Source organism: Streptomyces sp. NPDC028711, from assembly GCF_055565415.1.
The window spans coordinates 287,950-314,407 of record NZ_JBVHUJ010000006.1 but is presented as its reverse complement, the minus strand read 5'-3'; the positions used below and the strand labels follow the sequence as shown (position 1 = coordinate 314,407).

The window sequence follows — 26,458 nt, the reverse complement described above, 5'->3', positions numbered from 1 at the left end:
TCCGGCGGGCACCCGCCCCGCCGCGTCGGCGTCCCCCGGCGGGCCCGCGCCGTGTACGACGTTCGGACGTGTCCTCTGCGGCCGTACGCGTCCCCGGAGGCGCCTCTCCGAGAGCCGTACGGGGCATCGCGCGGCCCGGCCGGCCGTACACCGCGCGGCTGTGCCGTACACCCCGCACCGACGCGCGACGCGGGACCCCAGCCGTGCGACGTGAGGCCGTAGACCTCCCCCAGCCGTACGACATATGGACGCCTCCCCCCGTCGGTGCAAAGCTCGAAGGACCACCGCGGGCACCGCAGGAGCCGTAACCGCGACACACCACTCCCCCATGCCCGCGTCCCGCCGCACCGTGCGAGCAGCCGGGAGGAACACATCATGGGTGACAAGGCGAACACTCCCGCCGGGGCCGCCGGCAGGGCTTTGACGGCCGACCGGCCCACGGCCGTGCGGAACGTGGTGCTGGTCGGCCACACCGGATCCGGCAAGACGACCCTGGTGGAGGCGCTCGCGCAGACCGCCGGGGCGCTCAACCGGGCGGGTCGGGTCGAGGACGGCGCCACCGTCTCCGACTACGACGAGATCGAGCACCGCCAGCACCGCTCCGTACAGCTCTCCCTCGTCCCGGTCGGCTGGGACGGCTACAAGATCAACCTCCTCGACACCCCCGGGTACGCCGACTTCGTCGGGGAGCTGAGGGCCGGTCTGCGCGCGGCGGACGCGGCCCTCTTCGTCGTCTCGGCCGCCCAGGAGGCGGACGCCGTCGCCGCCTCCACCCGGATGATCTGGGAGGAGTGCGCGGCCGTCGGCATGCCCCGCGCCATCGTCGTCACCCATCTCGACACGGCCCGCACCGACTTCGACGAGCTCACCGCCGTCTGCGCGTCGCTCTTCGGCCGCGACGACCCCGACGCCGTCCTCCCGCTCTATCTGCCGGTGCGCGGCGAGGAGTCGGCCGACGGGCACGCGCCCGCGACCGGTCTGGTGGGGCTGCTCTCGGAGCGGATCTTCGACTACTCCACGGGGGTACGGCGGGAGAGCCCGCCCGACGAGAGCCAGCGGGAGCTCATCGCGGAGGCCCGCGCCCGGCTGATCGAGGGGATCATCGCCGAGAGCGAGGACGAGACCCTCATGGACCGCTATCTCGGCGGCGAGCGGATCGATGTGAAGACGCTCGTCGACGACCTGGAGAAGGCCGTCGCCCGTGGCGCCTTCCACCCGGTGCTCGCGGCCGCCCCGGCGGCCGAGGGCGGTACGCAGGGCCTGGGCACCCTCGAACTCCTGGAACTGATCACCGGAGGCTTCCCCTCCCCGCTGGAGCACGAGCCGCCCGCCGTCACCACCCCCGACGGCCGACCCCGACCGCCCCTCAGCTGCGACCCCGAGGGTCCCCTGGTCGCCGAGGTCGTCAAGACCGCCGCCGACCCCTACGTGGGCCGGGTCTCGCTCGTCCGGGTCTTCTCCGGCACCCTGCGCCCCGACGAGACCGTCCATGTCTCCGGCCACGGCCTTGCGGACCGGGGACACGAGGACCACGACGTCGACGAGCGGATCGGCGGGCTCACCTCCCCCTTCGGCAAGCAGCAGCGGCCGATGGCGCAGTGCATCGCCGGGGACCTGGCCTGTGTGGCCCGGCTGGGCCGGGCGGAGACGGGCGACACGATCTCCGCGAAGGACGATCCGCTCCTGATCGAGCCGTGGAGCATGCCCGAGCCCCTGCTGCCGCTCGCGGTCGAGGCCCACAGCAAGGCCGACGAGGACCGGCTCTCGCAGGGCCTCGCCCGGCTGGTCGCCGAGGACCCGACCCTGCGCCTCGAACAGAACCAGGACACCCGGCAGGTGGTCCTGTGGTGCCTGGGCGAGGCGCACCAGGACGTCGTCCTCGAACGTCTCAGGGGCCGGTACGGGGTGCGGGTCGACGCCGTGCCGTACAAGGTGTCGCTGCGCGAGACCTTCGGCGGCGCCGCGGCGGGCCGGGGCCGGCACGTCAAGCAGTCCGGTGGTCACGGCCAGTACGCGATCTGCGAGATCGACGTGGAGCCGCTCCCGCCGGGCAGCGGCATCGAGTTCGTCGACAAGGTGGTCGGGGGCGCGGTCCCGCGCCAGTTCATCCCCTCGGTGGAGAAGGGGGTACGGGCCCAGGCCGCGCGGGGCGTCGCCGCCGGCTACCCGCTCGTCGACATCCGGGTCACCCTGCGGGACGGCAAGGCCCACTCGGTGGACTCCTCCGACGCCGCCTTCCAGACGGCCGGGGCGCTCGCGCTGCGCGAGGCGGCCGCCGATGCCGCCGTCCAACTCCTCGAACCGGTCGCCGAGGTCCAGGTCCTCGTGCCGGACGAGTACGTCGGTCCCGTGATGAGCGATCTGTCGGGGCGGCGCGGCCGGGTCGTCGGCACCGATCAGGCCGGGCCCGGGCGGACCGTGGTCCGGGCCGAGGTGCCGGAGATCGAGATCGGGCGGTACGCGATCGACCTGCGGTCCGTGTCGCACGGCACCGGCAGGTTCGACCGCTCGTACGCCCGGCACGAGCCGATGCCCCCGCATCTCGCCGAGAAGATGCGCGAAGAGGCCGGAAAGAGCTCCTGATTGACGGGGTGACAGCCCTGGCCGCCCGCACCGCCACCGCGGGGCGGGCGGCATTCGGCCGAGCCGTCCCACTCCGGTGACGCATCAGGCGGCACCCGGTTACGCTGGGGTGCCCAGCTCAGAAGGTGTGCGGGGCGCGGCAGTTGGGAACAGCCCGCACAGGTACTCGCGCGCGATGGGGGCGGCAGTGGCGATCGACGGTTTCGGACCCGGGGCACAGATTCCCCTCCAGGGCTCCGGCGGCGGTACGGGGGCGACGAACGCGCTCGCCTCCGCCGCGTACCGGGACAGCCCCCTGGACACGATCAAGGAAGCCGACAACGAGCTCTACAAGTCGACGGTCAAGGAAGGGAAGTGGCACAAGCTCTTCCGCCCCGACCTCGGCGAGGCGTTCTCCCGCGCGATCCAGGTCCGCATGCTCGGTGGCGCCCGCAAGGCCCTCATCCAGTCCTTCGGCGCGGAGCCGCAGCCGGTCGTCGAGCACTGTCTCGCCGCCTCCCGCCTCCGCAGGCAGCGGGACATCAAACTGACCCTGGTCACCTTGGTCTGCGGGGTGCTCTTCCTGCCCGGGCTGCTGCTCTGGCTGGGAGTCATCCAGCTCCGGCGGATGGCCGCGGGCTCCGACAACAAGCGCACCAGCGCCATCGGCACCGCGCTCCTCGTCGCGGCCGGCCTGTTCGCCCTGCTCGTCCTTCTCAAGCTGCCCTTCGACGGGATCCTGCCGAACTACCTGCGCGCCATGATCGTGGCCCCTGTCGCGGGCTGGTTCCTCGCTCACCGCATCTGCGAGACCACCGCCGTCGACCTCCGCGAGCGCTGGACGGCCCTGCTCAGCGGCGGCGGCATCGGCGCCAAGATCCCGGAGGCCGCTCCGCGGGACCCGGGCGAGAAGGCCGCGGAGGAGCTCCGGCAGAACCTGGAGAAGCTCTCCGCCGAGCAGCAGTCCAACATCGTGTTCTACGCGGGCGCGAAGGGTGTCCTCGGCCTCGGCACCCGCTGGGGCAGCTGGACGCTGGCCGAGGAGCTCGTCCCCCAGCCGGGCCGCGAGATCCATGACTTCCGCGCCTGGGACGTCGTCCGCAGGATCCACGACCAGCTGACCCTGCTGGAGCGCGGCTCGATGAAGACGGGGTTCCCCAAGCCGACCGTCAAGCACTGGATCGTCTCCCCCGTCGGGGAGGGCGCCGACGAGGTCACCCGCCCCGAGGGCGACAGCATCGTCCACTACCAGGTCAAGCCGCACGAGATACAGCGCATCTGCAACGACCAGCAGTTCGGCGCCGGCAACCGGCACTACCTCGGCGTGCAGTTCACGCTCTGGGACGGGAACCTGGTCCTGACGATGATGGTCACGGTGACGTCCCTCCTCCACACCCTCCGGATCGAGGTCACCGGGCACGCCCTCGGCCCCGTGCACGGCCTCTTCACGACGAAGCCGAAGGCGAAGACCAAGGAGGTCTCCAAGACCGTCCGCTTCTGGGAGACCAAGGAGATCAAGCAGCCGCTGATGACGACCGACGAGGTCGTCCGGCTCGCGGTCCGCGCCCCGCTCACCTGGTACCCGCCGGTCCTGGACTTCCTCGGCGGCAAGCTCGTCCTGCCCGAGCCCTTCGGGCTGCGGCACATCTGGGCCGGGCCGCTCTGGAAGAACCGCTTCATGGCCGACGACGCCATCCGCATGGCGACGCCGGTGCTGCGCGCGGTCCACTCCGCGACCCTCAAGATGCTCGACGAGCACAACGTGGACACGGAGCGCTTCACCAACCGCTCGCTGTTCCTCAGCGGCGGCGTCCAGGACCCGGGCCCCAAGAAGGCCGACGTCTACGAAGCCTGAGCTCCGCCGCTGCCCGTACGGATCAGATGGTGGCCGGCCAGGCGTCGGCCAGCATCTTCCGGGTGTCCGCGAGCAGCTGCGGCAGCACCTTGGTGTGACCGACGACCGGCATGAAGTTGGTGTCCCCGCCCCAGCGCGGCACCAGGTGCTGGTGGAGATGGGCGGCGATGCCGGCGCCGGCGACGGCGCCCTGGTTCATGCCGATGTTGAAGCCGTGCGCACCGGAGGCCGCCCGCAGCGCGACCATCGCGCGCTTGGTGAAGTCGGCGAGCTCCGCCGTCTCCGCCACGTCCAGATCCGTGTAGTCGGCGACGTGACGGTAGGGGACGACCATGAGGTGCCCGCCGTTGTACGGGTACAGGTTGAGGACCGCGTAGACGCTGGCGCCGCGGGCGATCACCAGACCGTCCTCGTCCGACTTCGCCGGGATCGAGCAGAACGGACAGCCGTCGTCGGCCCCCGGCCCGGTCGGCTTGTTCTCGCCCTGGATGTACGCCATCCGATGAGGCGTCCACAGGCGCTGGAACGCGTCCCGCGTCCCCACTCCGATCTGCTGCTCCGGCTCAGTCGTCATGCTGTGCAGCATATTGCGTCGCCCGTTCGGAACGTGTCGCCGGGGCGGAAGATCCATGCAGCGGCCATGCTGATCCGATGAGCGAGAGGCCCCCGAAACCGCCACGGCAGGAACGCTGGGACCGCCGCATGGAGACCCCGCTCGCCGTGGCCTCCCTCGTCTTCCTGACCGGCTACGCGGTCCGCGTCCTCGCCCGCCACGGTCTCCCCCGGGCCTGGCTCGAGCTCTGTCTCGCCGTCACCGTCGCCGCCTGGGCCCTGTTCGCCGTGGACTACGCGGTACGGCTCCGCCTCAGCGGCATGCGTCCGCTCCGCTTCGTCCGCACCCATCTCCTCGACACGGTCGTCCTGGTGCTGCCGCTGCTGCGGCCGCTCCGGATGGTGACCCTCTACGACCGGGTCCAGCGCCGCCGCGACAAGCCGCGGCTCGGCCTCTACGCGCGCGTGATGCTGTACGCCGGGCTGAGCGTGGCCCTGCTCGGCTTCGCGGGCGCGCTCACCGTCTACCACCACGAGGCCGACGCCCCCGGTGCCACGATCCTCACCTTCGGCGACGCGATGTGGTGGACCTGCGCCACGCTCGCGACCGTGGGGTACGGGGACGTGGCGCCGGTGACCCCGATGGGCCGGGTGACGGCGGTGGGCATGATGGCCTGCGGTCTCGCGCTCCTGGGGGCGGTGACGGGTTCGTTCTCGTCCTGGCTGGTCCAGTCGTTCACCCGGGAGGACGACAAGAGGCCCCCGGGGGATTCCCCGGGGGCCTCCTGAACGCTCAGGGCGTCACACCTGGACGCGGTCCTCGACGATCTTGGCGATCTTGGCGAGGGCCTCGTCGACGGGGATGCCGTTCTCCTGCGAGCCGTCGCGGTAGCGGAAGGAGACGGCGCCGGCGGCCATGTCCTCGTCACCCGCGATGATCATGAACGGGACCTTCTGCTTCTGCGCGTTCCGGATCTTCTTCTGCATCCGGTCCGAGGAGGAGTCGACCTCCACGCGCAGGCCCTGCTTCTTCGCCTTGGCGGCGAACTCGTACAGGTAGTCGACGTGCGCGTCACCGATCGGGATGCCGGTCGCCTGGACGGGCGCCAGCCACGGCGGCATCGCGCCCGCGTAGTGCTCGAGGAGCACCGCGAAGAAGCGCTCGATCGAACCGAACAGCGCGCGGTGGATCATGACCGGGCGCTGCTTGGTGCCGTCCGGAGCGGTGTACTCCAGGTCGAAGCGCTCCGGCAGGTTGAAGTCGAGCTGCACGGTCGACATCTGCCAGGTACGGCCGATGGCGTCCCGCGCCTGCACCGAGATCTTCGGACCGTAGAACGCGGCGCCGCCCGGGTCGGGGGTCAGCGGGAGGCCCTGCTTCTCCGCGACCTGCTGGAGGACCGCGGTGGCCTCCTCCCACACCTCGTCGGAGCCGACGAACTTCTCCGGGTCCTTGGTGGACAGCTCCAGGTAGAAGTCGGTCAGACCGTAGTCGCGGAGCAGGTTGAGGACGAAGGTGAGGGTCTTGTCGAGCTCCTCCGCCATCTGCTCCTTGGTGCAGTAGATGTGCGCGTCGTCCTGGGTGAAGCCGCGGGCCCGGGTCAGACCGTGCACGACGCCGGACTTCTCGTACCGGTACACGGTGCCGAACTCGAAGAGGCGCAGCGGCAGTTCACGGTACGAACGTCCGCGCGCGTCGAAGATCAGGTTGTGCATCGGGCAGTTCATGGGCTTGAGGTAGTAGTCCACGCCCTCGTCGAGCTGCATGGGGGGGTACATGCCCTCGGCGTACCAGTCGAGGTGGCCCGACTTCTCGAACAGCTTGCCCTTGGTGGCGTGCGGCGAGTAGACGAACTCGTAGCCCTCCTCCTCGTGCCGCTTGCGCGAGTAGTCCTCCATGACCCGGCGGATGATGCCGCCCTTGGGGTGGAAGACCGCGAGGCCGGAGCCGATCTCGTCGGGCACGGAGAAGAGGTCCAGCTCGTTGCCGAGCTTGCGGTGGTCGCGCTTCTCGGCCTCGGCGAGGAAGTCGAGGTGGGCCTTCAGCTCCTCCTTCGACGGCCAGGCGGTGCCGTAGATGCGCTGGAGCATCGGGTTCTTCTCGCTGCCGCGCCAGTAGGCGGCGGCGTTGCGCATCAGCTTGAACGCCGGGATGTTCCGGGTGGTCGGCAGGTGGGGACCGCGGCAGAGGTCCTTCCAGCACAGGTCGCCGGTCTTGGCGTCGAGGTTGTCGTAGATGGTCAGCTCGCCGCCGCCCACCTCGACGTTCGCGCCGTCGTCGGTCGAGGCGGAGCCCTTGATGCCGATGAGCTCCAGCTTGTACGGCTCGTCCGCCAGCTCGGCGCGGGCGTCCTCGTCGGTCACCACGCGGCGGGCGAAACGCTGGCCGCGCTTCTGGATCTCCTGCATCTTCTTCTCGATGACCTTGAGGTCCTCGGGAGTGAAGGGCTTCTCGACGTCGAAGTCGTAGTAGAAGCCGTCCCGGACCGGCGGGCCGATGCCCAGCTTGGCCTCGGGGAAGAGCTCCTGCACGGCCTGCGCCATGACGTGCGCGGTCGAGTGGCGCAGGATGTCGAGACCGTCCGGGGAGGAGATCTCGACGCCCTCGACGACATCGCCGTCGGCGAGCTCGTACGACAGGTCCTTCAGCTCACCGCCGACACGGGCGGCGATGACGGTACGGTCGTCGGCGAACAGGGCGCCGGCGGTGGTGCCCGCGCTCACCGCCCTCTCCTCTGCTTCCGAGGCGGACTGGACGGTCACACGGACATCAGACACGAATGTTCTTCTTCCTTTGGGGCGCGGACAGACACGAGGTGCCGGCGCCGGCGGTGCGCGACAGGTACGAGGTGCCGCGCACCGCCGATGGTACCGAGGTGACCGTCCCACCCGCGAAACGGTTTCCCTCGTGCCTCACCCCTCGTCCGGGCCGCAGACCTCCTCGAAGAAGTCGAGGTTCTCCTGGAGTGCCTTCATCAGCCGGTCCCGTTCCGTCTCGTCGACCTGGACGGGGACGACCCCGGAGGCGTCGGTGAGGCGGCGGAAGCCGCCCCGGCTCTCCAGGCGGCCCACCACCCGGATCGGGAGCCCCACGAGATGGGCCTGGCCCGCTGTGCGGTACGCCTCCTCGTCGAGGGTGACGCGGACGTGCGGGACCTCCGCCCCGGCGAGCACCCGGAGGCGTACGGTGCCGTCGCCGCGGGGACCCGAGCGGCGCATGCGGACGACGGCGCCGGTGAGCCGGACCGGCACGGACGGCTCGCCGGTGAGGTAGCGGGCGCTCGCCTCCCGCAGGGCCGGCAGGTCGCCCGGCGAGAACTCGACCGGTTCGGGCCGGGGCGCACAGCCCTCCGGCGCCCCGGCGGACGGTGCCCACTCCAGGGCGATGCGGGCGCCCTCGGTGCCGCGGACGAGGGCGACGAGGGCCTCGGTGAGCTCGCGGCTGACGCCCGCGGCGACCGCCGCGTCGAAGGCCTCCATGCCGCCGGTGGCCCGCTGGTAGTCGGTGGCCTCGCGGGCCGCGTGGAGCGCGTGGTAGAGCCGGACGGCGATGGGGCGGCCCGGGTCGACCGGCAGGAAGGCGGTGAGGCCGCGCCCGCCGGGCGCCGCGCCGACGACGACGGTCTCCAGGGAGGCCTGCGCGGGGCGCCGGTGCCGGGCCCCGTAGTAGCCCGCCCTGCCGCGCACGGCGAGGGCGCCGGCCAGGAGCAGCTGGCGGGCGGCGGACCTGAGCTGTTCCTGCACGGTCCAGGGAACGGTGCCGGCGGGCCCCGGGGGCACGTCGCGCCACCAGCGGATCTCGTCGCTGGGCACGGCCAGGCCGGTGAGGACCTCGCGGGCGGACGGTGTGGCGCTGCGGGCGAGGGCGGTGAGCGCCTCGCCGAGCAGGTCCTCGCAGTCCGGGAAGGCCCGGCTCTCCGGGACGAGGAGGCTGGTGCCGGTGCCGCTGCCGGGCGGGGTCCAGCGGCTGTAACGGCCGGCCGCCCCGCCGCGCCGCCGCCATCCGTGGCGGGCGAGGAGGGCGCCGAGGACCCGCGGGTCGACCCTGCCCGGGTCGGGTGTGCCCTGGCTGTCGGCCCAGGGTCCGGCGGGCGGCGCCGGGACGCCCGTCCAGGGTCCGGGGAGGTCGCCGGGGGCCGGGTGGGGCCGGTAGGGCGGGGGAACGGAGACGGGGCCGTCCCCGGCCCCCTCGTCCCCGAACCTCGGTTCGTCGATCGGTCGGTGCATCAAGGTCTCCCTCCCACGCCGACCCGGGTCATGATCTCGCAGAGTGCCCGGTCGTCGAAGATCCGCGCCGTCGGGACGCGCACGGTGGTCCGGCGCCGTCCCGTGACCGGGTGTCCGGCCAGGTTGATCCAGTAGCAGCAGTGCCGCAGGTCGAGCCGGTCGTGGCTCGCTCTCAGCCAGTCCTCCTGTGACCTCGGGACGAGCATCACGACGAGGATCTTGTGCACGGACACCGGGGTCCTGGCGAGTTTCACCAGGTGGTCGTTGTCGAGAGTGAACGAGAACGCCCCGGACGTGCTCCCGGGCGCTCGCGGCGGTATCTGGTAGGTGCACTTGAGCTGCACCTTGATGGTCACCTCGTCGTCGACGGTGTGGCCGGGAGAGCCGTGACTGACGTGCCAGTCGATGCCGTTGTCCGGAAAGGGCTGGGACAGCGAGCAGCCGGCCGCGGCGGCGACGGCGTGCAGGTATCCCACCTGAAGGGTCTCCATGCAGGCGGTGGTGGCGAGTGAGCCGCGCGTCGGTGCCAGCCGCTGGGGCGGCAGCCCTCCCGACTCGGGCTGGGCGAGCGCCATGTCGATTTCCTTCCCCGTCCCTTGTGTTGTGACCGGTCCGCGTACGGCGCAAACAGTCCGGGTATCACCGTTTCGGGGCAGGGGGTTGGCCATCTGCCGCACGTGTGCAGGGAGTTCAGGGATGACGATGCACTGGTACGAAGGGCCCCTGGCCGCTTTCGACACGGAGACCACGGGAGTCGACGTCGAGGACGACCGGATCGTCTCGGCCGCCCTGGTGGTGCAGGACACCGCGGGGGCACGGCCGCGGGTGACGCGCTGGCTGGTCAATCCGGGCATACCGGTGCCTGAAGGGGCCACCGCGGTCCACGGCCTGACGGACGATCACCTCCAGCGGTACGGCCGCTGGCCGGCTCCGGTGATGGAGGAGCTGGCGCGCGCGCTGGCCGAGCAGGTCGCGTCGGGACGGCCGCTGGTGGTGATGAACGCGCCGTTCGACCTGACGATCCTCGACCGCGAGCTGCGCAGGCACCGGGCGTCCACGCTCGGCGACTACCTGCCGGGCACCCCGCTGTGCGTGCTCGATCCGCGGGTCCTCGACAAGCACCTGGACCGCTACCGGAAGGGCCGCCGGACGCTCACGGACCTCTGCGCGCACTACGAGGTGGAGCTGGCGGGGGCGCACGACGCGGCGGCGGACGCGACGGCGGCGCTCGACGTCGTACGGGCGGTGGCGCGGCGCTTCTCGTCCCGGCTCGAGCGGCTGACGCCGGCGGAGCTGCACACGCTGCAGGCGGTGTGGCACGCGGCGCAGGCCCGGGGGCTCCAGGCGTGGTTCTCGCGGCAGGGGACGCCGGAGACGGTGGACCCGGCGTGGCCGCTGCGGCCCGAACTGGGCACGGCGGCGTGACACATGACAGAGGCCGGTCCGTCTTTCGACGAACCGGCCTCTACCCGGTGGGCGATACTGGGATCGAACCAGTGACCCCTTCGGTGTGAACGAAGTGCTCTCCCGCTGAGCTAATCGCCCGGGAACGGGTTGAACCATACAGGGCCCCGCGCCCTTCGTTCAAACCGACAGGAGGTGGGCCGCGAGCCCCCGCCGCCCCCCGCGCATCATCAACGCGTGGTTGACGCGGAAGACGGGCCGCCCCGGGACCGCGAGGGCCCGCAGGAGGCGGGCGCGGACCTCGACCTCCTGCTCGTACACGGCGCGGGTCCCTGACCGTTCGGGGACGAGCGTCCAGCGGGCCCAGCCCTCCAGGTCGCCGCCGAGGCCGACCTCCAGGACGCGGGCTGCCGGGTCACGGCGCACCGCGCGGGCGGTGACGACGAGCTCGTACGGGAGGAACGAGCGGAAGCGCGCCGTGCCGGTGGTGTCGTCGAGCGGGACGACCTCGCGGACCTGGGGCCACCAGCGGGGGTATTCCTCGGCGCGTTCGAGTACGGCGTAGACGGCGTCGGGCGGGGCGGCGAGCCGCCAGACGCTGCGGAAGCGGTACCTGCACCAGTCCATGCCCCCAGTGTGGAGGTACTCAGACGGCGAGCGCCGGAAAGATGAGTACGGGGACGCATTCCCGCCAGATGGGGCCGGGGCCACACTCCGGATATGGACACCTCACTGCCGCCCGCCGACGAGCTGGTGCTCGTCGACCGCGAGCTGGCGCGACTCGACGCCCGCCGGTCCCAGCTGCTCGCCCGGCGTGCCTGGCTGCTCCAGGTCCTGTACGCGCCGGCCAGGTCGACGGCGGCGTCGCCGCCCCGGCCGCCGGTGGCGGACTCGACACCGCGGAGCGCGCAGAACGTCCTGCTGACCCTTGGCGGCACCCTGCTGACGATCGCGGCGGTCGCCTTCACCCTGGTGAGCTGGGGCTCGATGGGCATCGGCGGACGGGCCGCGGTCCTGTTCGTGGTGACCTCGGCCGCCCTGGCGGCGCCGGTGGTACTCCTCCGCAGGAGCCTGGTGTCGACGGCCGAGTCGGTGGCGGCTCTCGGGCTTGCCCTGATGGTGCTCGACGCGTACGCGCTGCACCGGGTGGCACTGCCGGAGACGGACGGCCTCGGGTACGCGGCGGTGGCGTCCGCGGTCCTCGCGGGCGCGTGGACCGCGTACGGCACGGCCCTGTCCCGGCTGCGGATCCCGCTGCCCGTGGCCGTGGTCGCCGGGCAGCTGCCGCTGCCGCTGGGGGCGCTCGCGGCGGGAGGCGGGCCGACGGCCTTCGCGTGGGCGGCACTCGTGACGGCCGCCGCGGACGGGGCGCTGATCCTGTGGACCCGGCCGACGCCTGTCCGGATCACGGCGGTCACCGGTGCGACGCTCCTCGGCGGCTGGGCGCTCCTGACGGGCGGCTGGCTCTCGCTCACCGCGCCGTGGAGCGGCGCGCCGCTGCTCCTCGCGGGTGCGGCGGTGACGCTGTACGTGGCGTGGCGTACGCCGGCGCTCGCGGCGGCGGCCTCCGTGGTCTCGGGTCTTGCGGCGGTGGCGGCCCTGGGCGGCCTGCTGCGGGCGGCCGTCCCGGCGGACTGGACGGTACCGGGGTACGTGCTCTGCGCCCTGGCCCTGGCCTCGGTGTGGCCGCTGACCGCGCGGGTCGGGGCGTCTGCGGACGGCGTGACGACGGGCTCGGGCCCGGAGGGCGGCGGCTTCCGGCCGCCGCGTGGGGTGCGGCTCGGGCTGGCCTCCGCCGGGGCCGGTGTGGCGGCGCTCGGGGTCGTGTGGGCGCTGCCGCCGGTGGCGGCCGGGCTGCTCGGACCGATGGCGCGGACGACGGGCGTGTGGTCGGGCGAGCACGCCGAGCGTGTGCTGACCTCGTACCCGGCGACGGCGGTCCTGGTGGTGACGGTGGCCGCCGCCGCTCTCGCGGCCGTCCCGCGGCTCTGGGCCCGGTGCGGGGCCCTCGCCCTAGCCTGGGCGCTCCTCACGGCCCTGCCGGTCTCGCTCGGCCTGCCGTACGCGGCGACTCTGGTCCTCCAGCTCCTCACGACCGCTGCGGCCCTGTGGATCACCGTCCGTCCGGCCCCGCTGACGCGCGGTCTGCGTCCGAGCGCGGCGCCCGCCGCCCCGTCCGCCCTGCCGACCGCACCGGGGACTCCCTGGGCCTCCTGGGCCCCCAAGCGTCCCGGGCAGGGCTCGGCCGCCGTGGAGCCCGGGACCGTCCTGGGGTGGTGCGCGTACGTCGGTGGACTCGCGTCCGCCATGAGCGCCCTGGCGCTGGCCCTCGACGTACGGGGAGCCACCTTCGCCGTTCTCGCTGTGGTGCTCGGGCTCCTCACGGGCGTGGCGGTTCTCGGGACCGACGCCCGCAGGGTGGTCTCGGCCTGCGGCGCGGTCCTCACGGCGACCGGACTCGTGGGGGCCGTGGCGGCCGCCGGCGGGTTCGAGGACCACTGGACGGCCCTGGCGCTCCTGCTGGTCCCGGCGGGCACCGCCGCCGTGGGGGCCCGGACGCGCCCGCGTGCGGTGGCCCTGGCGACGGAGATCACCGGTGCGGCCGTGGCGCTCCCGGCGTTCGGCCTCGCCGCGTCCCGGCCGGCGTTCCTGGCGCTCGCCCTGGCCCTCGGCGGGGTGATCGCGGCGGCGACGGCGGTACGGCCGGAACGGCGGCGGTTCGCCTCGTGGACGGCGGCGGCGCTGCTCCTCCTCGCCACCTGGGTGCGCCTTGCCGACTGGGAGGTGACGACCCCGGAGGCGTACACGCTCCCGGTGACCGTGCCCGCTCTCGTCGTCGGGTTCCTGCGGCGGCGCGGGGACGCCGAGGCCTCGTCCTGGACGGCGTACGGCCCGGGGCTCGCGGCGACGCTCCTGCCGAGCCTCGTCGCGGTCTGGACGGACCCGGAGTGGCTCCGCCCGCTGCTCCTCGGGGTCGCGGCCCTGGCGGTGACGCTGATCGGCGCGCGGTCCCGGCTCCAGGCGCTGCTGGTCCTCGGCGGCGTGGTCCTCGCCCTGGACGGGCTGCACGAGCTGGCGCCGTACGTGGTGCAGGTGGTGGGCGCGCTGCCGCGCTGGCTGCCACCGGCCCTCGCCGGGCTCCTGCTGCTCGCGGTGGGCGCCACGTACGAGCAGCGGCTGCGGGACGCCCGGAGGCTCCGGGACCGGGTCGCGCGGATGGGGTGAACGCCGAAGGCCCGGAGACGGTCTTCCGTCTCCGGGCCTTCGGTCCGGGTGGTGGGCGATACTGGGTTCGAACCAGTGACCCCTTCGGTGTGAACGAAGTGCTCTCCCACTGAGCTAATCGCCCCGGTGCACCGCAAACATTACCGCATGTCAGCGGGGCTCCCGAACCATCCGAGGGTCACTGGTCGATCTTCCACGGCATGACGAAGCCGAACTTCCAGAGGTAGATCCCGAGCAGCACGGCGATGATCACCAGGCCGACGGTGGTCAGGATGATGTTCCGGCGGCGGACCTTGGGGTCGAGGGCGCGCTGGGCGGCCTCGGTGACCTTGCGCTTGGTCCAGCGGAGCACGAGCTGTGCCCAGACGAACTCGGTCGCCCAGATCGCCATGCCACCGAAGATGACCAGCCAGCCGGGCCCGGGCAGCGGCAGCATCACCACTCCGGCGCCGACCACGGCGAGTCCCACGATGAAGACGCCGACCTGCCAGCTCAGATGCAGGCCTCGCCGGGACTTGATGAACTCCGGTGCGCGGGATCCCAGTTCGGCTTCTTTGCCGCCTGCGGACTCCCCGGCGCGCTCGTCACTCTCCGCATTCATGCCTCCCAACTTACCGGACGGGGCGCCGTCACCGGAACGGTCGTATTACCGCAGGTCACAGTCCTCCGAACGAGCTACCTGAACACTCACAAAACCGACAGAGGGGTTTACAACGCCACCGGAGGTGGCATGTCGATTTCGCCGACGTGCGAATCCCCGAGCGCACACTGAGCGAAAGGCCCTGGCGCTTATGAACACCACGGTCAGCTGCGAGCTGCACCTGCGCCTCGTTGTGTCGAGCGAGTCCTCACTGCCTGTACCCGCGGGCCTGCGGTATGACACGGCCGATCCCTATGCCGTGCACGCCACCTTCCACACCGGAGCCGAGGAGACGGTCGAATGGGTCTTCGCCCGCGACCTTCTCGCCGAGGGGCTGCACCGGCCCACCGGCACGGGCGACGTCCGCGTCTGGCCGTCGCGTAGCCACGGTCAGGGAGTCGTCTGCATCGCGTTGAGCTCCCCCGAGGGAGAAGCCCTGCTCGAGGCCCCGGCGAGGGCCCTGGAGTCGTTCCTGAAGAGGACCGACGCCGCCGTGCCACCGGGCACCGAGCACCGGCACTTCGATCTCGATACGGAGCTCTCCCACATCCTGGCCGACAGCTGAGCCAGGCCGAGAGCCGCACGGCGCCGTCCGACTCGGGGCGACGGCGCCGCGCGGGCAGCCACATAGGCACGACACCGGCGTCCCCCACCGCGCAGCCGGCGCGGTGGTGGGCGCCGTTGTCCTTTTCCCGGTCGCGCTAAAGTCAGCGCCATTCCGCGGGCACCCGCCCGCGGCCGGCCAGGGAGCGAATCGTGCTGATCCCCCACGACACCCGGATCGCCCTCGACACCGTCGTCGATCTGATGAACACCGCGCCACAGGGCGACCGCGCCGACGAGCTCGCCGACCTCCCGGGGCTGCGGACCTTCGTCCACGCGCACAAGATCAGCGACGTGGGTGATCTCGACGCCGACGACCTGCGGGCCGTCCGCGAGGTGCGCGAGAAGTTCGCCGCGGTCTTCTCCGCGCCCGAGGCGCGGATCGCGGCCCCCCTGATCAACCAGCTGGTGGCGGGCGCGGGCACCACGCCGCAGCTCACCGACCACGACGGCTACGACTGGCACGTGCACTACTTCGCGCCGGGCGCCTCGGTGGCGGACCACCTCGCGGCCGACTGCGGCATGGCCCTCGCGTTCATCGTGGTGGCGGGCGAGCAGGAGCGGCTGCGGCGCTGCGAGGCACCGGACTGCGGCCGGGCCTTCGTCGACCTCTCCCGCAACCGCTCACGCCGCTACTGCGACAGCCGCACCTGCGGCAACCGTCTGCACGTGGCCGCGTACCGGGCGCGCCGCAAGGAAGCGGCGGGCTGAGGCGGGGGCCGTCACAGGACGAAGAGGTCGTGCACGGCCGCCATGAGCAGCAGACAGCCGATCACCCCGAGGAAGATCATCAGTGGGGGCTGGGAGAGCGCGAACAGACAGCCGCGCGGCTCTTGGACAGGGACATCGGGGGCGGCGGGGACGGTGTCCCGCGAGGTATCCAGCATCTCGGGGGGATGATCGCGCACCCGGGCCCCGGGAAATCACGCAACACGCCCCACCGGCAAGGCCGTTCATCCCTTCCCGTGGATCATGGGAACGCGAACCGCCAGAAGCGGTCAGATTCCGTGCTTCTTCAGAATCGCCTCGATGTCGCTGAAGTCGTCCCCCGCGGCCTGGCCGGCCCCGGGCTTCGCCGTCACGGCGCGCGAGGGCGCCGACGCCCCCGGGGCCACCGCTCTCGGCTCGGCCCCACCGGTGGTCTCCTTGCGGCCGCCCCGGCGCCGCTCGACGGCCCGGGTGGACAGGAAGAGCAGCCACGCGGCACCGAGCACACCGAATCCGGCCCAGGCGACCGGGCTGAACGCCGTGCCCGCGATCCACTCGACCGCGCCCGTCATCACCAGGCCGATCGGCACCAGGGCGTAGGCCACGATCCGGGCAGCGGTCAGGAAGCGCTTCCGGTACGCCGTGATCGCGGCGATGCCCAGGCCCGCCGCGGACACCGCGGAACAGATGGTCTCGGCCAGCATGCGGTCCTCCAGGTCCCGGGTGATACGTCCCTTCCATCCTGCACCGGCGGGGCCGTCCGGGGCCATGTCCCGAGGCCGGTCTCAGGGAGATCTCCGGGTCGTCCCCTCCGGATCTCCTCCCCAGGTCCCGGTGAGGGAGACTGCTGTCATGAGTGACTCCACCACCGCGCCCGCCTCCCCCGTCGTCCTCGAGGCGTGGTTCGACCTCCAGTGCCCCGACTGTTTCCAGGCCCTCGACGACGTCCGGGCGCTCCGTGAGAAGTACGGCGACCGGCTCGCCGTACAGCTGCGCCACTTCCCGCTGGCGAAGCACAAGCACGCGTACGCCGCCGCCCAGGCCGCCGAGGAGGCCGTCGACCAGGGCAAGGGCTGGCCGTACGTGGAGGCGCTGCTCGCCAGGACCGCCGAGCTCGGCGAGCGGGGCGAGCCGGTGCTCATGGAGATCGCCGGCGAACTCGGCCTGGACGCCGAGGAGTTCGACACCGCCCTGATCGACGGCCGGCACCTCCTGACCGTCGACGCGGACGAGGCCGAGGGCAAGGCCATCAAGGTCACCGGCACGCCGACCTATGTGATCGGCGGCGAGCGCCTGGACGGCGGCCAGAGCCAGGACGGACTGCGCGAGCGCGTCGAGGAGATCGCCGACCGCCTCCTGAAGGCCTGACGGCCCTCCCCTACCGCAGCACCTTCGCGCTGTTGACATAGGTGGTGCGGTAACCGAGCGACTCGTAGAGCCGGATCGCCGGGGTGTTGCCCGCGAAGACGTGCAGTCCGAGCAGGGTCTCCCCGGCCTCCCGGGCGACCCGCTCGGCGAGCAGCATCAGCGCCCGCCCGTAGCCGCGTCCGCGCTGCTCCTCGTCGACCTCGATGTCGTACACGAAGGCCGCCCACCGCCCCGGTTCCAGCTCGATCCGGCCGGTCCACAGATAACCGGCGGCCCGGCCGTCGCGGACGACCACGTGGATCGCGACGCCGGGCGTGGCCAGGCCCTCCGGCAGATACGTCAGGTGGCTGTTCTCCGCCTTGGTGCGGGCCTGGTCCTCGGGGACCCCCCGGTCGATCCAGCTCCGCGCGAAAGCCTCCTTGGCCCGCGCCTCCCACCTCGCGTACTCGGCCTCCGTCATCGGCCGGACCTCGACGCCCTCCGGCAGCGCCGGCGGCTCGGCGGGCAGTTCCTTGACCATGTTCCGGCTGCGCTCGGTGTAGCCGAGCGAACGGGCCATCCGCAGCGCCGCCTCGGCGTCGGCGGGCACCGATATCTGCACCTCGACGCAGCCCCAGTTCCGCAGCACCTCCTCGGAGGCGAGCGCCGCGACCGTCCCCCGGCCCCGGCCCCGGTCGGGTTCGTCGACGCCGAGGCGGCTGATCACGCCGGAGGCGGCGCCGAAACCGGGATCGGTGGAGAGATGGACGGAACCGACGCGACGGCTGTTCACGCACACGTCGTAGGTACGGGAGCGGCCGCCGTCGGGCGTCTGCTGAAGCGGCTCGGCCGGCCGCAGGGTGGTGGTCATCAGAGGTGTTCTACCCACCCCGGGGCCGTCCGTCATCAGGTTTTACCCGAGGCGCGGGTCCCGGTCCTCCGCGGCCCGCTCATCGAAGATCCGCATCGCCTTCGCGGTGACCGGGCCGGGCGTCGCCGACAGCTCCCGGTCGTCGACCCGGTGCACGGCCTGCACATCGCGGAGGGTCGAGGTCAGGAAGATCTCCTCGGCGCTCTCCAGGACGTCCAGCGGCAGGTCGGTCTCCCGCGCGCCGGTCCATTCCACGGCCAGGGCGCGGGTGATGCCCGCGAGGCAGCCGGAGGAGACGGGCGGGGTGAGGATCCGGCCGTCGACGACGACGAAGACGTTGGAGCCGGTGCCCTCGCAGAGCTGCCCGACGGTGTTGGCGAAGAGCGCCTCGGACGCCCCCCGCTCGCGCGCCCTGGCGAGGGCGACGACGTTCTCGGCGTACGAGGTGGTCTTGAGGCCGGTGAGGGCGCCGCGCTCGTTGCGGGTCCAGGGCACGGTGATCACGGCGGTGGAGTCGGCGCGGCGGCCGGTCTCGCCGAGGGCGACGACGAGGCTGGCACCGGCGTCGCCGCGCTCCGACCCGAGCGGGGAGAGACCACCGGTGTACGTGATGCGGAGCCTGCCGAGTTCCATCGGGTTCGCCTCGAGGACCGCGGCACAGGCGCGGCGGACCTCGTCGAGGTCGGGGTCCGGCAGGCCGAGGCCGCGGGCGGAGCGGGTGAGCCGCTCCAGGTGAAGCGTCAGGGCGAACGTTCCGCCCCGCTCGGCCTTGACCGTCTCGAAGACACCGTCGCCGACGGTCAGTCCGTGGTCCAGTACGGAGACCAGGGCGGTGTCCGCGTCGTGCAGCCCGCCGTTGACCCAGAGTTTCATCGAGAAGTGGCCTTTCCGCTCGCCTCAAGGGCGCCTGACTCGTAGGCGCCCGACGCTATCGCGACGAGCCGGGCCGCCTTGAGCTCGGTCTCCTCCCACTCGCGCTCCGGGTCGGAGCCCCAGGTGATCCCTGCTCCTGTGCCGAAGCGGAGCACCCCCTCGGGGCGGTCGATCCAGAAGGTGCGTATGCCGACGGCCAGCTCGGCGGTGTCCAGGTCGGCGTCGACCCAGCCGACGCCTCCGCAGTACGGGCCGCGGGGGGCGGTCTCCAGGGCCTCGATGATCCGCAGGGCACTGGACTTGGGGGCGCCCGTGACGGAGCCGGGCGGGAAGGTGGCGTCGAGGAGCTCGGGCCAGCCGGCGTCCTCGCGCATCAGGCCGGTGACCGTGGAGACGAGGTGCACGAGCCCGGGGTGCTCCTCGATCGCGCAGAGGGCGGGGACGGCGACCGAGCCGGTCCGGCTGACCCGCCCCAGGTCGTTGCGGACCAGGTCGACGATCATCACGTTCTCCGCGTGGTCCTTGGGGAGGAGGTCGGCGGCGGTGCGGCCGGTCCCCTTGATGGGGCCGGAGGTGATCGTCGCCCCTTCCCTGCGGAGATAGAGCTCCGGGGAGGCGGTGGCGACCTCCACGCCGTGCGCGGGCAGCCGAATCGTTCCGGCGTAGGGGGCGGGGTTCCCCCTGGCGAGGAGCGCGGTGAGTGCGTCGACGTCGGCGAGGGCCGGCTCCGGCAGCGGCGCGGTCAGCACCCGGCAGAGATTCGCCTGGTAGACCTCGCCGCGCGCGATGTGCTCGCGCACGCGCCGGACGCCCTCGATGTACGCGGCGCGGTCGAGGGACGACGTCCAGTCACCGGCGGCGGGGCCGCGCCAGGCGCCCGGGACGGGCGCGCGGACGGGGTCGAGCCGCACGTCTCCGAAGCGGGCGCAGGTCAGACGCCCTTCGAAGTCCGCGCAGACGGCCCAGAAGCCGGAGGAGTCCAGGGCTTCGGGGTCGTGGGTGACGTCCCGGAGGTCGGTCGCGACGAGGCCGCCGAAGCGGGCCAGGGGAGCAAGGTCGTGCACGCGTCGAGTCTAGGTCTGCCGAGGGTGGGACACCGGACGCTTGTCCGATGGCGGCTCCGTGCCACTCGGGGAACACGGCGAGTGAACGCCACGGGAACCCTCCGGGACGCCCTGCCGGGCACCGGGGTCGGCGCGCAGGTCAGCACGCTGCGGAAACGCGTTTTTGTGCTGGCCCAGGAATCCGCTAGAGTTCAACACGTCGCCGGGACGCGCAAGCGAAACGGAAACGACAAGCGGACGTGGCTCAGTTGGTAGAGCATCACCTTGCCAAGGTGAGGGTCGCGAGTTCGAATCTCGTCGTCCGCTCGATGTGGGGGATCTTCCCGAACCCCTGTATTCACTCCTGGTGGAGTGGCCGAGAGGCGAGGCAACGGCCTGCAAAGCCGTCTACACGGGTTCAAATCCCGTCTCCACCTCCAAGGACGATTAGCTCAGCGGGAGAGCGCTTCCCTGACACGGAAGAGGTCACTGGTTCAATCCCAGTATCGTCCACTGGACCTTCGGGTCCTGGATCTTCGGATCCCCCGCGCGATTAGCTCAGCGGGAGAGCGCTTCCCTGACACGGAAGAGGTCACTGGTTCAATCCCAGTATCGCGCACGCAGTACGCAGTGCCTTCGGGTACGACGTGTGCACCACCCCGCGCGATTAGCTCAGCGGGAGAGCGCTTCCCTGACACGGAAGAGGTCACTGGTTCAATCCCAGTATCGCGCACCACCAAGAAGCCCCCGGCCGCATCTCGCGGCCGGGGGCTTTCTCGTACCCCTCAGGAGGAGAAGAGCATCCGGCCGAAGCCGCGCTGGCGGTAGTGACCGCCGCCGTGGTGGCCGCCGTGGTGCGGGGCACCCCAGGCGGGAGCGGCGGGGGCGGGCTGCGCCGGGTACGCCTGGGGGGCCGGCGGCGCGGGCGGGGCCGGCTGGGTCCACTGGGACTCCAGACGGGTCAGGGCCTCCAGCTCGCCGTAGTCCAGGAATATCCCACGGCAGCCGCTGCACTGCTCGATCTGGACACCGTTGCGGTTGTAGGTGTGCATGGCCGCGTGGCACTTGGGACACTGCATGGGTCGGGTCAACTCCCTGACATCGCCGTTCGTATGGTGGCTTCACCTTATGTGGACGCCGAAGGGGCCGGGTCGGTTCGATGTCCGGCGATGCGGGCGCAGGTGTCGATCATCACCTCCTCCACCTCGTCGAGCGGTCTGCGCTCGGCCCTCGACTTGGCGAGGGCCAGGGCGGCGGTCTGCACCGTCAAGGCGCGGGCGGGCCCGTCGAGTTGGACCCAGGGGTCGGCGCCCACGGCCGGGCCGCCCGCCTCCCGGTACGCGCCGAGGAAGCGGGACCAGATCTCCGGGGGCAGGATGCCGGCGGCGAACCAGGCCGCGGGGCGAGCCAGATCCCAGGCCGGGTCGCCGAGGCCAAGGTCGTCGATGTCGATGAGCCGCCAGGGGCCGGTGTGCGCGGGCCGGGGGCCCGGGACCGGCTCCGGCCCGGTGGCGCGGACCAGTTGGCCGAGGTGGACGTCGCCGTGGCAGAGGAGCCGGGGGCCCGGTGCGGCACGGTCGGGGACGGACCGCCAGGCGGCGAGGACGGTCGGGGCGGCCGGGTGTTCCGGGGCCGTCCGGCGCATCCGCTCGACGGCGAGGGCCGCCTTGACGGGGGCCCGCATCTCCGGAAGCCGGCCCGCGACCTCCGGCGGGGGCGGAGTCCGGTGGAGGAGGGCCAGCAGCCGCGCCGCGTCCTCCCAGGGGGCGGCGTCGGGGTCCGCCGGGTCGACGGGCGGGCCGTACGGCCAGACCGTGACGGGGCGGCCGTCGACGTCCTCGGGGCCGGGCGCCGGAAGCGGCGGGAGGAAGACACCGGCGACGTCCGGGTGAGCGGCAAGGGCCAGCCGCGCGCGGTGCGCCTCGGGGTCGGTGCCGGGTGCGTGGGCCTTGGCGACGAGCCGCCCGTGCCGTACGACGGTCCCGTCGTCCCGGTCCGCGAGCACCCGGACGAGGCCGCTCGCGCAGCGGCAGGGGTCACCGGAGCGGTGGGCGGCGGTGCGGGCGAGCTCGGCGAGTCGGTCGAGCGGGGGGCGGTCGGTGGAGTCCACGGGGGCGAGCGTACGGGGAGGGGAAATCCGGGGGCGCGTACGGGGAGGGGAAGTTCGGGAGCGTACGGGAAGGGTCGTGCGGGGCCGGTTTCTTCGGGGAAGCGCGAGGGCCGGTCAGCTCCCCAGCTGACCGGCCCCACGCTGCCGTCCGCCGCACCCCCGTCCCCACGGGGTTGATGGCCGGATGTCCCGACCCGGGCCGCTCTCCCGGGTCCGGGGCGCTGCTCAGCGCCCCAGCATCACGCCCACGGACGACGCCTGTGTGACCACCGCTTCCCAGCCGCCGAAGACGACGACGAGCAGGGCCGCGAGAGGGAGGACCATGGCGGTGGCCACCAGGGGGTGACGCCGGCTCGAAGGCCGGGTGCTCGTCCGCGGTGCCGTGTAAGCCATGGTTCCTCTCCTGTCATGTCTGGCGCGGCGGGTGCGTGACCTCGGGGGACGAGTGCTGCACCCGCCGCTTGACCTCAACATTAGGGAGCCGGGAGCGCCGGGACGTCATGCCCTCGTACCGACTTCCGGGCCTCCCGGAGGATGAGGGCCGCCCGTGCGACGTACTCCCCTGGGTGGAGACGGGGGCGTGGAACCCCGGGTCTTCCCCCAGGGGGCCCGGAAGAGCCGCCGGAAGGGTGACATGGCTCACTTCGCGGGCCGCCTCGCGAACACCCTGGTCCGAAGGGTCCGGAGCGCGCCTCCGGGGGCCTCCGGCGCGGCTCCCGACTCCTCGTCAAGTGGATTGTCGGGTACGGGTGTTGGAGCGTGCCGGGGCCGCACGCATCGGGCTCTCCTCCCCGTCAGCACTGACAATCGATCGCGGTGCGAGGGCGCGGCCTATGAGCACGTGCGGGCGCCACTACGTAAGCTGTGCCACGTCGAACGGACGAGGGGACGGACATGGCGATGATGCGGCTCCGGCGCGAGGATCCGCGGATCGTCGGGTCGTTCCGGCTCCACCGCAGGCTGGGGGCCGGCGGGATGGGCGTCGTGTACCTGGGGTCCGACCGGCGCGGCCAGCGGGTGGCGCTGAAGGTGATCCGGCCGGACCTGGCCGAGGACCAGGAGTTCCGGTCGCGGTTCGCCCGTGAGGTGTCGGCCGCCCGGCGGATCCGCGGCGGTTGCACGGCCCGGCTCGTCGCCGCCGACCTGGAGGCCGAGCGGCCCTGGTTCGCCACCCAGTACGTGCCCGGCCCCTCTCTGCACGACCGGGTCGCCGAGGAGGGCGCGCTGCGCGCCGCCGACGTCGCCTCGATCGGGGCGGCCCTCTCGGAGGGGCTCGTCGCCGTCCACGAGGCCGGGGTGGTGCACCGGGACCTCAAGCCCTCGAACATCCTGCTCTCCCCCAAGGGCCCGCGCATCATCGACTTCGGCATCGCCTGGGCCACCGGTGCCAGCACCCTGACCCATGTGGGCACGGCCGTCGGCTCGCCCGGCTTCCTCGCGCCCGAGCAGGTGCGCGGAGCGGCCGTCACCCCCGCCACCGACGTGTTCTCGCTCGGCGCCACCCTGGCGTACGCGGCGATGGCCGACTCCCCCTTCGGGCACGGCAGTTCCGAGGTCATGCTCTACCGCGTGGTGCACGAGGAGCCGCAGCTGCACGGGGTGCCCGACGCGCTGGCGCCGCTGATCAGGGCCTGTCTCGCGAAGGACCCCGAGGACCGTCCCAGCACGCTCCAGCTGTCGATGCGGCTCAAGGAGATCGCGGCGCGCGAGGCACAGGGCCTGCCGGTCTCGCGACCGCCCGTGCAGCGGGAGCGGGCCGAGGAGCGGAACACCGCACGGCCGACCGAGCGGTACACCGAGCGGGACGTACCCGGTCGCGGAACGGAGCGGGGCGCCGAGCGCGCGACCGAGCGGGGTGCCGACCGTGGCCCCCAGGGCCGGGGCCCCGGGCCGTCCTCCCGGCCGTCCGCCGGGCCGCGCACCGGGGGCCGTCCCACGACCCGGCCGGGCGTCCGCACCACGTCGACCGGCCGCCGCCCCGCCAACCCCCGGCTGCTGCGGCAGCGGCTCTTCGTCTTCGTGGTGGTGACCCTGGTGGTGGCCCTGGGCATCGCCGCCGCCCAGGCCCTCCAGGGCTAGGACATCGGCGGTCAGGACTCCGGTCGGCCCGTCGCCACCGCGTAGAAGGCGACCGCCGCCGCCGCGCCCACGTTCAGCGAGTCGACGCCGTGGGCCATCGGGATCCGGACCCATTCGTCGGCGGCGCGCAGGGCCTGCGTGGACAGGCCGTCGCCCTCTGCGCCCAGCATCAGGGCCACCCGCTCCAGACGGTGCGGCGCGGCCTCGTCGATCGAGGTGGCCTTCTCCGCGGGGGTGAGGGCGAGGAGCTTGAAGCCCGCCTCCCGTACGGTCTCCAGACCCCGTGGCCAGCTGTCGAGGCGCGCGTACGGGACGGAGAAGACCGCGCCCATGGAGACCTTCACCGAGCGCCGGTACAGCGGGTCCGCGCAGTCGGGCGAGAGCAGCACGGCGTCCATGCCGAGGGCCGCCGCGCTGCGGAAGATCGCGCCGATGTTGGTGTGGTCGTTGACCGACTCCATCACGACCACACGGCGGGCGCCGACCAGCAGTTCGGCGGCGTCGGGGAGCGGCTTGCGCTGCATGGAGGCGAGGGCGCCCCGGTGCACGTGATAGCCGGTGACGCGTTCGGCGAGGTCCGGCTGGATCGCGTACACCGGCGCCGGGACCTCGTCGATGACGTCCCGCATGACGTCGACCCACTTGGCGGAGAGCAGCATCGACCGCATCTCGTACCCGGCCTGCCGCGCCCGGCGGATGACCTTCTCGCCCTCCGCGATGAACAGGCCCTCGGCCGGCTCGCGTCTGCGGCGCAGCTCGACGTCGGTCAGGCCGGTGTAGTCGCGCAGGCGCGGGTCGTCGGGGTCGTCGATCGTGATGAGTTCGGCCACGAGGTGATACTGCCTTGTCCGGGGTGTGGTGCCAATGTGTGCGAGGTGCTGGTTACCGCTGGTTACGTCGCTTGACGCCTCCCCCGGTCACTTCACCGGTTCGCCGGGGCCCTCGGTGACGACGTCGCCGATGACGATGACCGCCGGCGGGCGGACCTCCTGCGCCTTCACGGTCTCCGCGACCGTCGCGAGGGTGGCGTCCACCCGGCGCTGGGACGCCGTCGTGCCCTCCTGCACCAGGGCCAGCGGCGTCTCCGGGTTCTTGCCGTGCGTGATGAGCGCCTCGGCGATCTTCCCGATCTTGTCGACGCCCATGAGGATGACCAGGGTGCCGGTGAGCTTCGCGAGGGACGCCCAGTCGACGAGGGAGCGCGGGTCGTCGGGGGCGACGTGACCGCTGACCACCGTGAACTCGTGCGCCACCCCGCGGTGTGTGACCGGGATGCCGGCGGCGCCCGGCACCGAGATCGAGCTGGAGATGCCCGGGACCACCGTGCAGGCGATGCCCTCGGCGGCCAGCGCCTGGGCCTCCTCCATGCCGCGGCCGAAGACGAACGGGTCGCCGCCCTTCAGACGTACGACGGACCTGCCCGCCTTCGCGTGCTCGATCAGCGCGTTGTTGATGGCCTCCTGGGCCATGAAACGGCCGTACGGGATCTTCGCCGCGTCGATCACCTCCACGTGCGGAGGCAGCTCGTCCAGGAGGTCACGGGGGCCCAGGCGGTCCGCGATGACCACGTCGGCCTCCGCGAGCAGCCGGCGGCCGCGCACCGTGATCAGGTCCGGGTCGCCGGGGCCGCCGCCGACCAGAGCGACGAACGGGGTACGCGCGCGGTGCGCGGGCGCCGCGATCGAACCGTCGCGGAGGCCCTCCACGATCGCGTCGCGCACGGCGGCGGAACGCCGGGGGTCATGGCCGGTGAGCACGGCCACCGTGACGCCCGCGTCCCGGCCGGTCGCCGGGGTCCAGGCGGTGGCCGCCTCGGCGTCGTCCGCGCGCACGCACCAGGTCCTCGTCCGCTCGGCCTCGGCGGAGGCGGCCGCGTTCGCCGCCGGGTCGGTGGTGGCGACCAGGGCGTACCAGGCGTCGGCGAGGTCGCCCTCCTCGTACCGCCGCTTGATCCAGGTGATCTCGCCGGCCTCGGCCATGGCGTCCACGGAGGGGGTGGCGGACGGGGAGATCAGTGTGATGTCGGCGCCCGCGGCGATCAGGGCGGGCAGCCGGCGCTGGGCGACCTGGCCGCCGCCGAGGACGACGACGCGGCGGCCGGCGAGGCGGAGGCCGACGGGGTAGGCGGGGTGCGTCGCCGCTTGCGCGGTGGGATCGGCGTGCTCGGCCATGGCGGGCGGCTCCTCGGAAGGATGTGTGCGGGGCCGCTGCTGCGGTGGAGCGGCTGGTGGGGCGGGGTTTCGGTTGCCCACCCCCACGATATCGGTGACGGGACCCTGTCACGCTGTGATGGATCTCCCCGTGGGGGGTTCGAGGGACGAGACGCCTTCCAGGGCGCGTGCCGGACCGTGGGGCGTGC

25 protein-coding genes and 7 tRNA genes are annotated in these 26,458 nt (G+C 72.7%); 14 read left to right on the top strand and 18 right to left on the bottom strand.

Annotated elements, in window-relative coordinates; genetic code table 11:
* Nucleotides 1-375: 375 nt before the first annotated feature.
* Both ACZ4VK_RS21315 and ACZ4VK_RS21310 read left to right on the top strand, forming a co-directional pair.
* Entirely contained in the window at nucleotides 376-2,583 is a 2,208-nt protein-coding gene (locus ACZ4VK_RS21315; protein ID WP_468354117.1) for an elongation factor G-like protein EF-G2, read from the top strand.
* Nucleotides 2,584-2,758: 175 nt separating this feature from the next.
* Complete coding sequence (locus tag ACZ4VK_RS21310) at nucleotides 2,759-4,417, top strand: hypothetical protein (RefSeq protein ID WP_468354115.1); 1,659 nt, start codon at nucleotides 2,759-2,761, stop codon at nucleotides 4,415-4,417.
* A 22-nt stretch (nucleotides 4,418-4,439) separates the two neighbouring features.
* On the opposite strand, the gene ACZ4VK_RS21305 is transcribed toward ACZ4VK_RS21310, so the two are convergent.
* Nucleotides 4,440-5,003 carry an HIT family protein gene (locus ACZ4VK_RS21305; RefSeq protein ID WP_468354113.1) on the bottom strand — a complete coding sequence of 188 codons (564 nt, stop codon included), beginning with the start codon at nucleotides 5,001-5,003 and terminating at the stop codon, nucleotides 4,440-4,442.
* Between the two features lie 65 nt (nucleotides 5,004-5,068).
* Between ACZ4VK_RS21305 and ACZ4VK_RS21300 the strand changes: the two genes are divergently transcribed.
* Entirely contained in the window at nucleotides 5,069-5,758 is a 690-nt protein-coding gene (locus ACZ4VK_RS21300; RefSeq protein WP_468354111.1) for a potassium channel family protein, read from the top strand.
* 12 nt (nucleotides 5,759-5,770) lie between these two features.
* Here the strand turns inward: ACZ4VK_RS21300 and thrS are convergent, their stop codons facing one another.
* The 3 genes from thrS to ACZ4VK_RS21285 form a co-directional block, all read right to left on the bottom strand.
* Nucleotides 5,771-7,747: a threonine--tRNA ligase gene (thrS, locus tag ACZ4VK_RS21295; RefSeq protein WP_468354109.1), complete on the bottom strand. Its 1,977-nt coding sequence runs from the start codon at nucleotides 7,745-7,747 to the stop codon at nucleotides 5,771-5,773.
* A 135-nt stretch (nucleotides 7,748-7,882) separates the two neighbouring features.
* The gene (locus tag ACZ4VK_RS21290; protein ID WP_468354107.1) at nucleotides 7,883-9,196 is read right to left on the bottom strand and encodes a serine/threonine-protein kinase; all 1,314 of its coding nucleotides are present in this window, start codon (nucleotides 9,194-9,196) and stop codon (nucleotides 7,883-7,885) included.
* Nucleotides 9,196-9,771, bottom strand: a complete 576-nt coding sequence (locus tag ACZ4VK_RS21285) for a DUF4365 domain-containing protein (protein WP_468354105.1) — start codon at nucleotides 9,769-9,771, stop codon at nucleotides 9,196-9,198. Before ACZ4VK_RS21285 ends, ACZ4VK_RS21290 begins: the two co-directional genes overlap by 1 nt.
* 121 nt (nucleotides 9,772-9,892) lie before the next feature.
* Here ACZ4VK_RS21285 and ACZ4VK_RS21280 point away from each other — a divergent pair, with 121 nt between their 5' ends.
* Nucleotides 9,893-10,621, top strand: coding sequence for an exonuclease domain-containing protein (locus ACZ4VK_RS21280; protein WP_468354103.1), 729 nt, complete (start codon nucleotides 9,893-9,895; stop codon nucleotides 10,619-10,621).
* A gap of 48 nt (nucleotides 10,622-10,669) precedes the next feature.
* Here the strand turns inward: ACZ4VK_RS21280 and ACZ4VK_RS21275 are convergent.
* Both ACZ4VK_RS21275 and ACZ4VK_RS21270 read right to left on the bottom strand, forming a co-directional pair.
* Nucleotides 10,670-10,741 (bottom strand) — tRNA-Val (locus ACZ4VK_RS21275).
* Nucleotides 10,742-10,780: 39 nt separating this feature from the next.
* Nucleotides 10,781-11,227, bottom strand: coding sequence for an SRPBCC family protein (locus ACZ4VK_RS21270; protein WP_468354101.1), 447 nt, complete (start codon nucleotides 11,225-11,227; stop codon nucleotides 10,781-10,783).
* A gap of 93 nt (nucleotides 11,228-11,320) precedes the next feature.
* Between ACZ4VK_RS21270 and ACZ4VK_RS21265 the strand changes: the two genes are divergently transcribed.
* Nucleotides 11,321-13,825, top strand: coding sequence for an SCO7613 C-terminal domain-containing membrane protein (locus tag ACZ4VK_RS21265; RefSeq protein WP_468354099.1), 2,505 nt, complete (start codon nucleotides 11,321-11,323; stop codon nucleotides 13,823-13,825).
* A 49-nt stretch (nucleotides 13,826-13,874) separates the two neighbouring features.
* Here the strand turns inward: ACZ4VK_RS21265 and ACZ4VK_RS21260 are convergent.
* Both ACZ4VK_RS21260 and ACZ4VK_RS21255 read right to left on the bottom strand, forming a co-directional pair.
* A tRNA-Val gene (locus ACZ4VK_RS21260) sits at nucleotides 13,875-13,949 on the bottom strand.
* 54 nt (nucleotides 13,950-14,003) lie between these two features.
* On the bottom strand, nucleotides 14,004-14,426 hold the full coding sequence (locus ACZ4VK_RS21255; protein ID WP_468354097.1) for a TIGR02611 family protein: 423 nt from the start codon (nucleotides 14,424-14,426) through the stop codon (nucleotides 14,004-14,006).
* Nucleotides 14,427-14,616: 190 nt separating this feature from the next.
* Here ACZ4VK_RS21255 and ACZ4VK_RS21250 point away from each other — a divergent pair, with 190 nt between their 5' ends.
* Nucleotides 14,617-15,030, top strand: a complete 414-nt coding sequence (locus ACZ4VK_RS21250) for an SsgA family sporulation/cell division regulator (RefSeq protein WP_015032345.1) — start codon at nucleotides 14,617-14,619, stop codon at nucleotides 15,028-15,030.
* A gap of 191 nt (nucleotides 15,031-15,221) precedes the next feature.
* Nucleotides 15,222-15,779: a CGNR zinc finger domain-containing protein gene (locus ACZ4VK_RS21245; protein ID WP_468354095.1), complete on the top strand. Its 558-nt coding sequence runs from the start codon at nucleotides 15,222-15,224 to the stop codon at nucleotides 15,777-15,779.
* Nucleotides 15,780-15,790: 11 nt separating this feature from the next.
* Here ACZ4VK_RS21245 and ACZ4VK_RS21240 read toward each other — a convergent pair whose 3' ends face one another.
* Entirely contained in the window at nucleotides 15,791-15,955 is a 165-nt protein-coding gene (locus ACZ4VK_RS21240; RefSeq protein WP_468354093.1) for a hypothetical protein, read from the bottom strand.
* Between the two features lie 111 nt (nucleotides 15,956-16,066).
* Complete coding sequence (locus tag ACZ4VK_RS21235; protein ID WP_468354091.1) at nucleotides 16,067-16,480, bottom strand: hypothetical protein; 414 nt, start codon at nucleotides 16,478-16,480, stop codon at nucleotides 16,067-16,069.
* A gap of 148 nt (nucleotides 16,481-16,628) precedes the next feature.
* On the opposite strand from ACZ4VK_RS21235, the gene ACZ4VK_RS21230 reads away from it, so the two are divergent.
* Nucleotides 16,629-17,144 (top strand): DsbA family protein, encoded by a 516-nt coding sequence (locus ACZ4VK_RS21230; RefSeq protein ID WP_468354089.1) that lies wholly within the window; start codon nucleotides 16,629-16,631, stop codon nucleotides 17,142-17,144.
* Nucleotides 17,145-17,154: 10 nt separating this feature from the next.
* Here ACZ4VK_RS21230 and ACZ4VK_RS21225 read toward each other — a convergent pair whose 3' ends face one another.
* From ACZ4VK_RS21225 to ACZ4VK_RS21215, 3 genes are read right to left on the bottom strand one after another with little or no spacing between them, the layout of a single operon-like run.
* Nucleotides 17,155-17,994 (bottom strand): GNAT family N-acetyltransferase, encoded by an 840-nt coding sequence (locus ACZ4VK_RS21225; RefSeq protein ID WP_468354087.1) that lies wholly within the window; start codon nucleotides 17,992-17,994, stop codon nucleotides 17,155-17,157.
* 42 nt (nucleotides 17,995-18,036) lie between these two features.
* Nucleotides 18,037-18,867 carry an aminotransferase class IV gene (locus ACZ4VK_RS21220; protein ID WP_468354085.1) on the bottom strand — a complete coding sequence of 277 codons (831 nt, stop codon included), beginning with the start codon at nucleotides 18,865-18,867 and terminating at the stop codon, nucleotides 18,037-18,039.
* The gene (locus ACZ4VK_RS21215) at nucleotides 18,864-19,931 is read right to left on the bottom strand and encodes a chorismate-binding protein (RefSeq protein ID WP_468354083.1); all 1,068 of its coding nucleotides are present in this window, start codon (nucleotides 19,929-19,931) and stop codon (nucleotides 18,864-18,866) included. Before ACZ4VK_RS21215 ends, ACZ4VK_RS21220 begins: the two co-directional genes overlap by 4 nt.
* 233 nt (nucleotides 19,932-20,164) lie before the next feature.
* Here ACZ4VK_RS21215 and ACZ4VK_RS21210 point away from each other — a divergent pair.
* The 5 genes from ACZ4VK_RS21210 (at nucleotide 20,165) to ACZ4VK_RS21190 (ending at nucleotide 20,646) form a co-directional block, all read left to right on the top strand.
* A tRNA-Gly gene (locus tag ACZ4VK_RS21210) sits at nucleotides 20,165-20,237 on the top strand.
* 39 nt (nucleotides 20,238-20,276) lie between these two features.
* A tRNA-Cys gene (locus ACZ4VK_RS21205) sits at nucleotides 20,277-20,350 on the top strand.
* A gap of 1 nt (nucleotide 20,351) precedes the next feature.
* Nucleotides 20,352-20,423: transfer RNA gene (locus tag ACZ4VK_RS21200), tRNA-Val, on the top strand.
* A 34-nt stretch (nucleotides 20,424-20,457) separates the two neighbouring features.
* Nucleotides 20,458-20,529 (top strand) — tRNA-Val (locus ACZ4VK_RS21195).
* A gap of 42 nt (nucleotides 20,530-20,571) precedes the next feature.
* A tRNA-Val gene (locus tag ACZ4VK_RS21190) sits at nucleotides 20,572-20,646 on the top strand.
* Between the two features lie 49 nt (nucleotides 20,647-20,695).
* Here ACZ4VK_RS21190 and ACZ4VK_RS21185 read toward each other — a convergent pair.
* From ACZ4VK_RS21185 to ACZ4VK_RS21175, 3 genes are all read right to left on the bottom strand, one after another.
* Complete coding sequence (locus tag ACZ4VK_RS21185) at nucleotides 20,696-20,989, bottom strand: TFIIB-type zinc ribbon-containing protein (protein WP_056566617.1); 294 nt, start codon at nucleotides 20,987-20,989, stop codon at nucleotides 20,696-20,698.
* 47 nt (nucleotides 20,990-21,036) lie between these two features.
* Nucleotides 21,037-22,020 (bottom strand): phosphotransferase family protein, encoded by a 984-nt coding sequence (locus ACZ4VK_RS21180; protein WP_468354081.1) that lies wholly within the window; start codon nucleotides 22,018-22,020, stop codon nucleotides 21,037-21,039.
* A gap of 225 nt (nucleotides 22,021-22,245) precedes the next feature.
* A complete protein-coding gene (locus ACZ4VK_RS21175) occupies nucleotides 22,246-22,413 on the bottom strand; it encodes a hypothetical protein (protein WP_384107216.1) in 168 nt (55 codons plus the stop codon).
* Nucleotides 22,414-22,914: 501 nt separating this feature from the next.
* Between ACZ4VK_RS21175 and ACZ4VK_RS21170 the strand changes: the two genes are divergently transcribed.
* The gene (locus ACZ4VK_RS21170) at nucleotides 22,915-24,099 is read left to right on the top strand and encodes a serine/threonine-protein kinase (RefSeq protein ID WP_468354349.1); all 1,185 of its coding nucleotides are present in this window, start codon (nucleotides 22,915-22,917) and stop codon (nucleotides 24,097-24,099) included.
* Between the two features lie 11 nt (nucleotides 24,100-24,110).
* Here the strand turns inward: ACZ4VK_RS21170 and ACZ4VK_RS21165 are convergent, their stop codons facing one another.
* Nucleotides 24,111-24,929 (bottom strand): TrmH family RNA methyltransferase, encoded by an 819-nt coding sequence (locus tag ACZ4VK_RS21165; RefSeq protein WP_030551811.1) that lies wholly within the window; start codon nucleotides 24,927-24,929, stop codon nucleotides 24,111-24,113.
* An 87-nt stretch (nucleotides 24,930-25,016) separates the two neighbouring features.
* Complete coding sequence (gene cobA / locus ACZ4VK_RS21160) at nucleotides 25,017-26,270, bottom strand: uroporphyrinogen-III C-methyltransferase (RefSeq protein WP_468354079.1); 1,254 nt, start codon at nucleotides 26,268-26,270, stop codon at nucleotides 25,017-25,019.
* Between the last annotated feature and the right edge of the window lie 188 nt (nucleotides 26,271-26,458).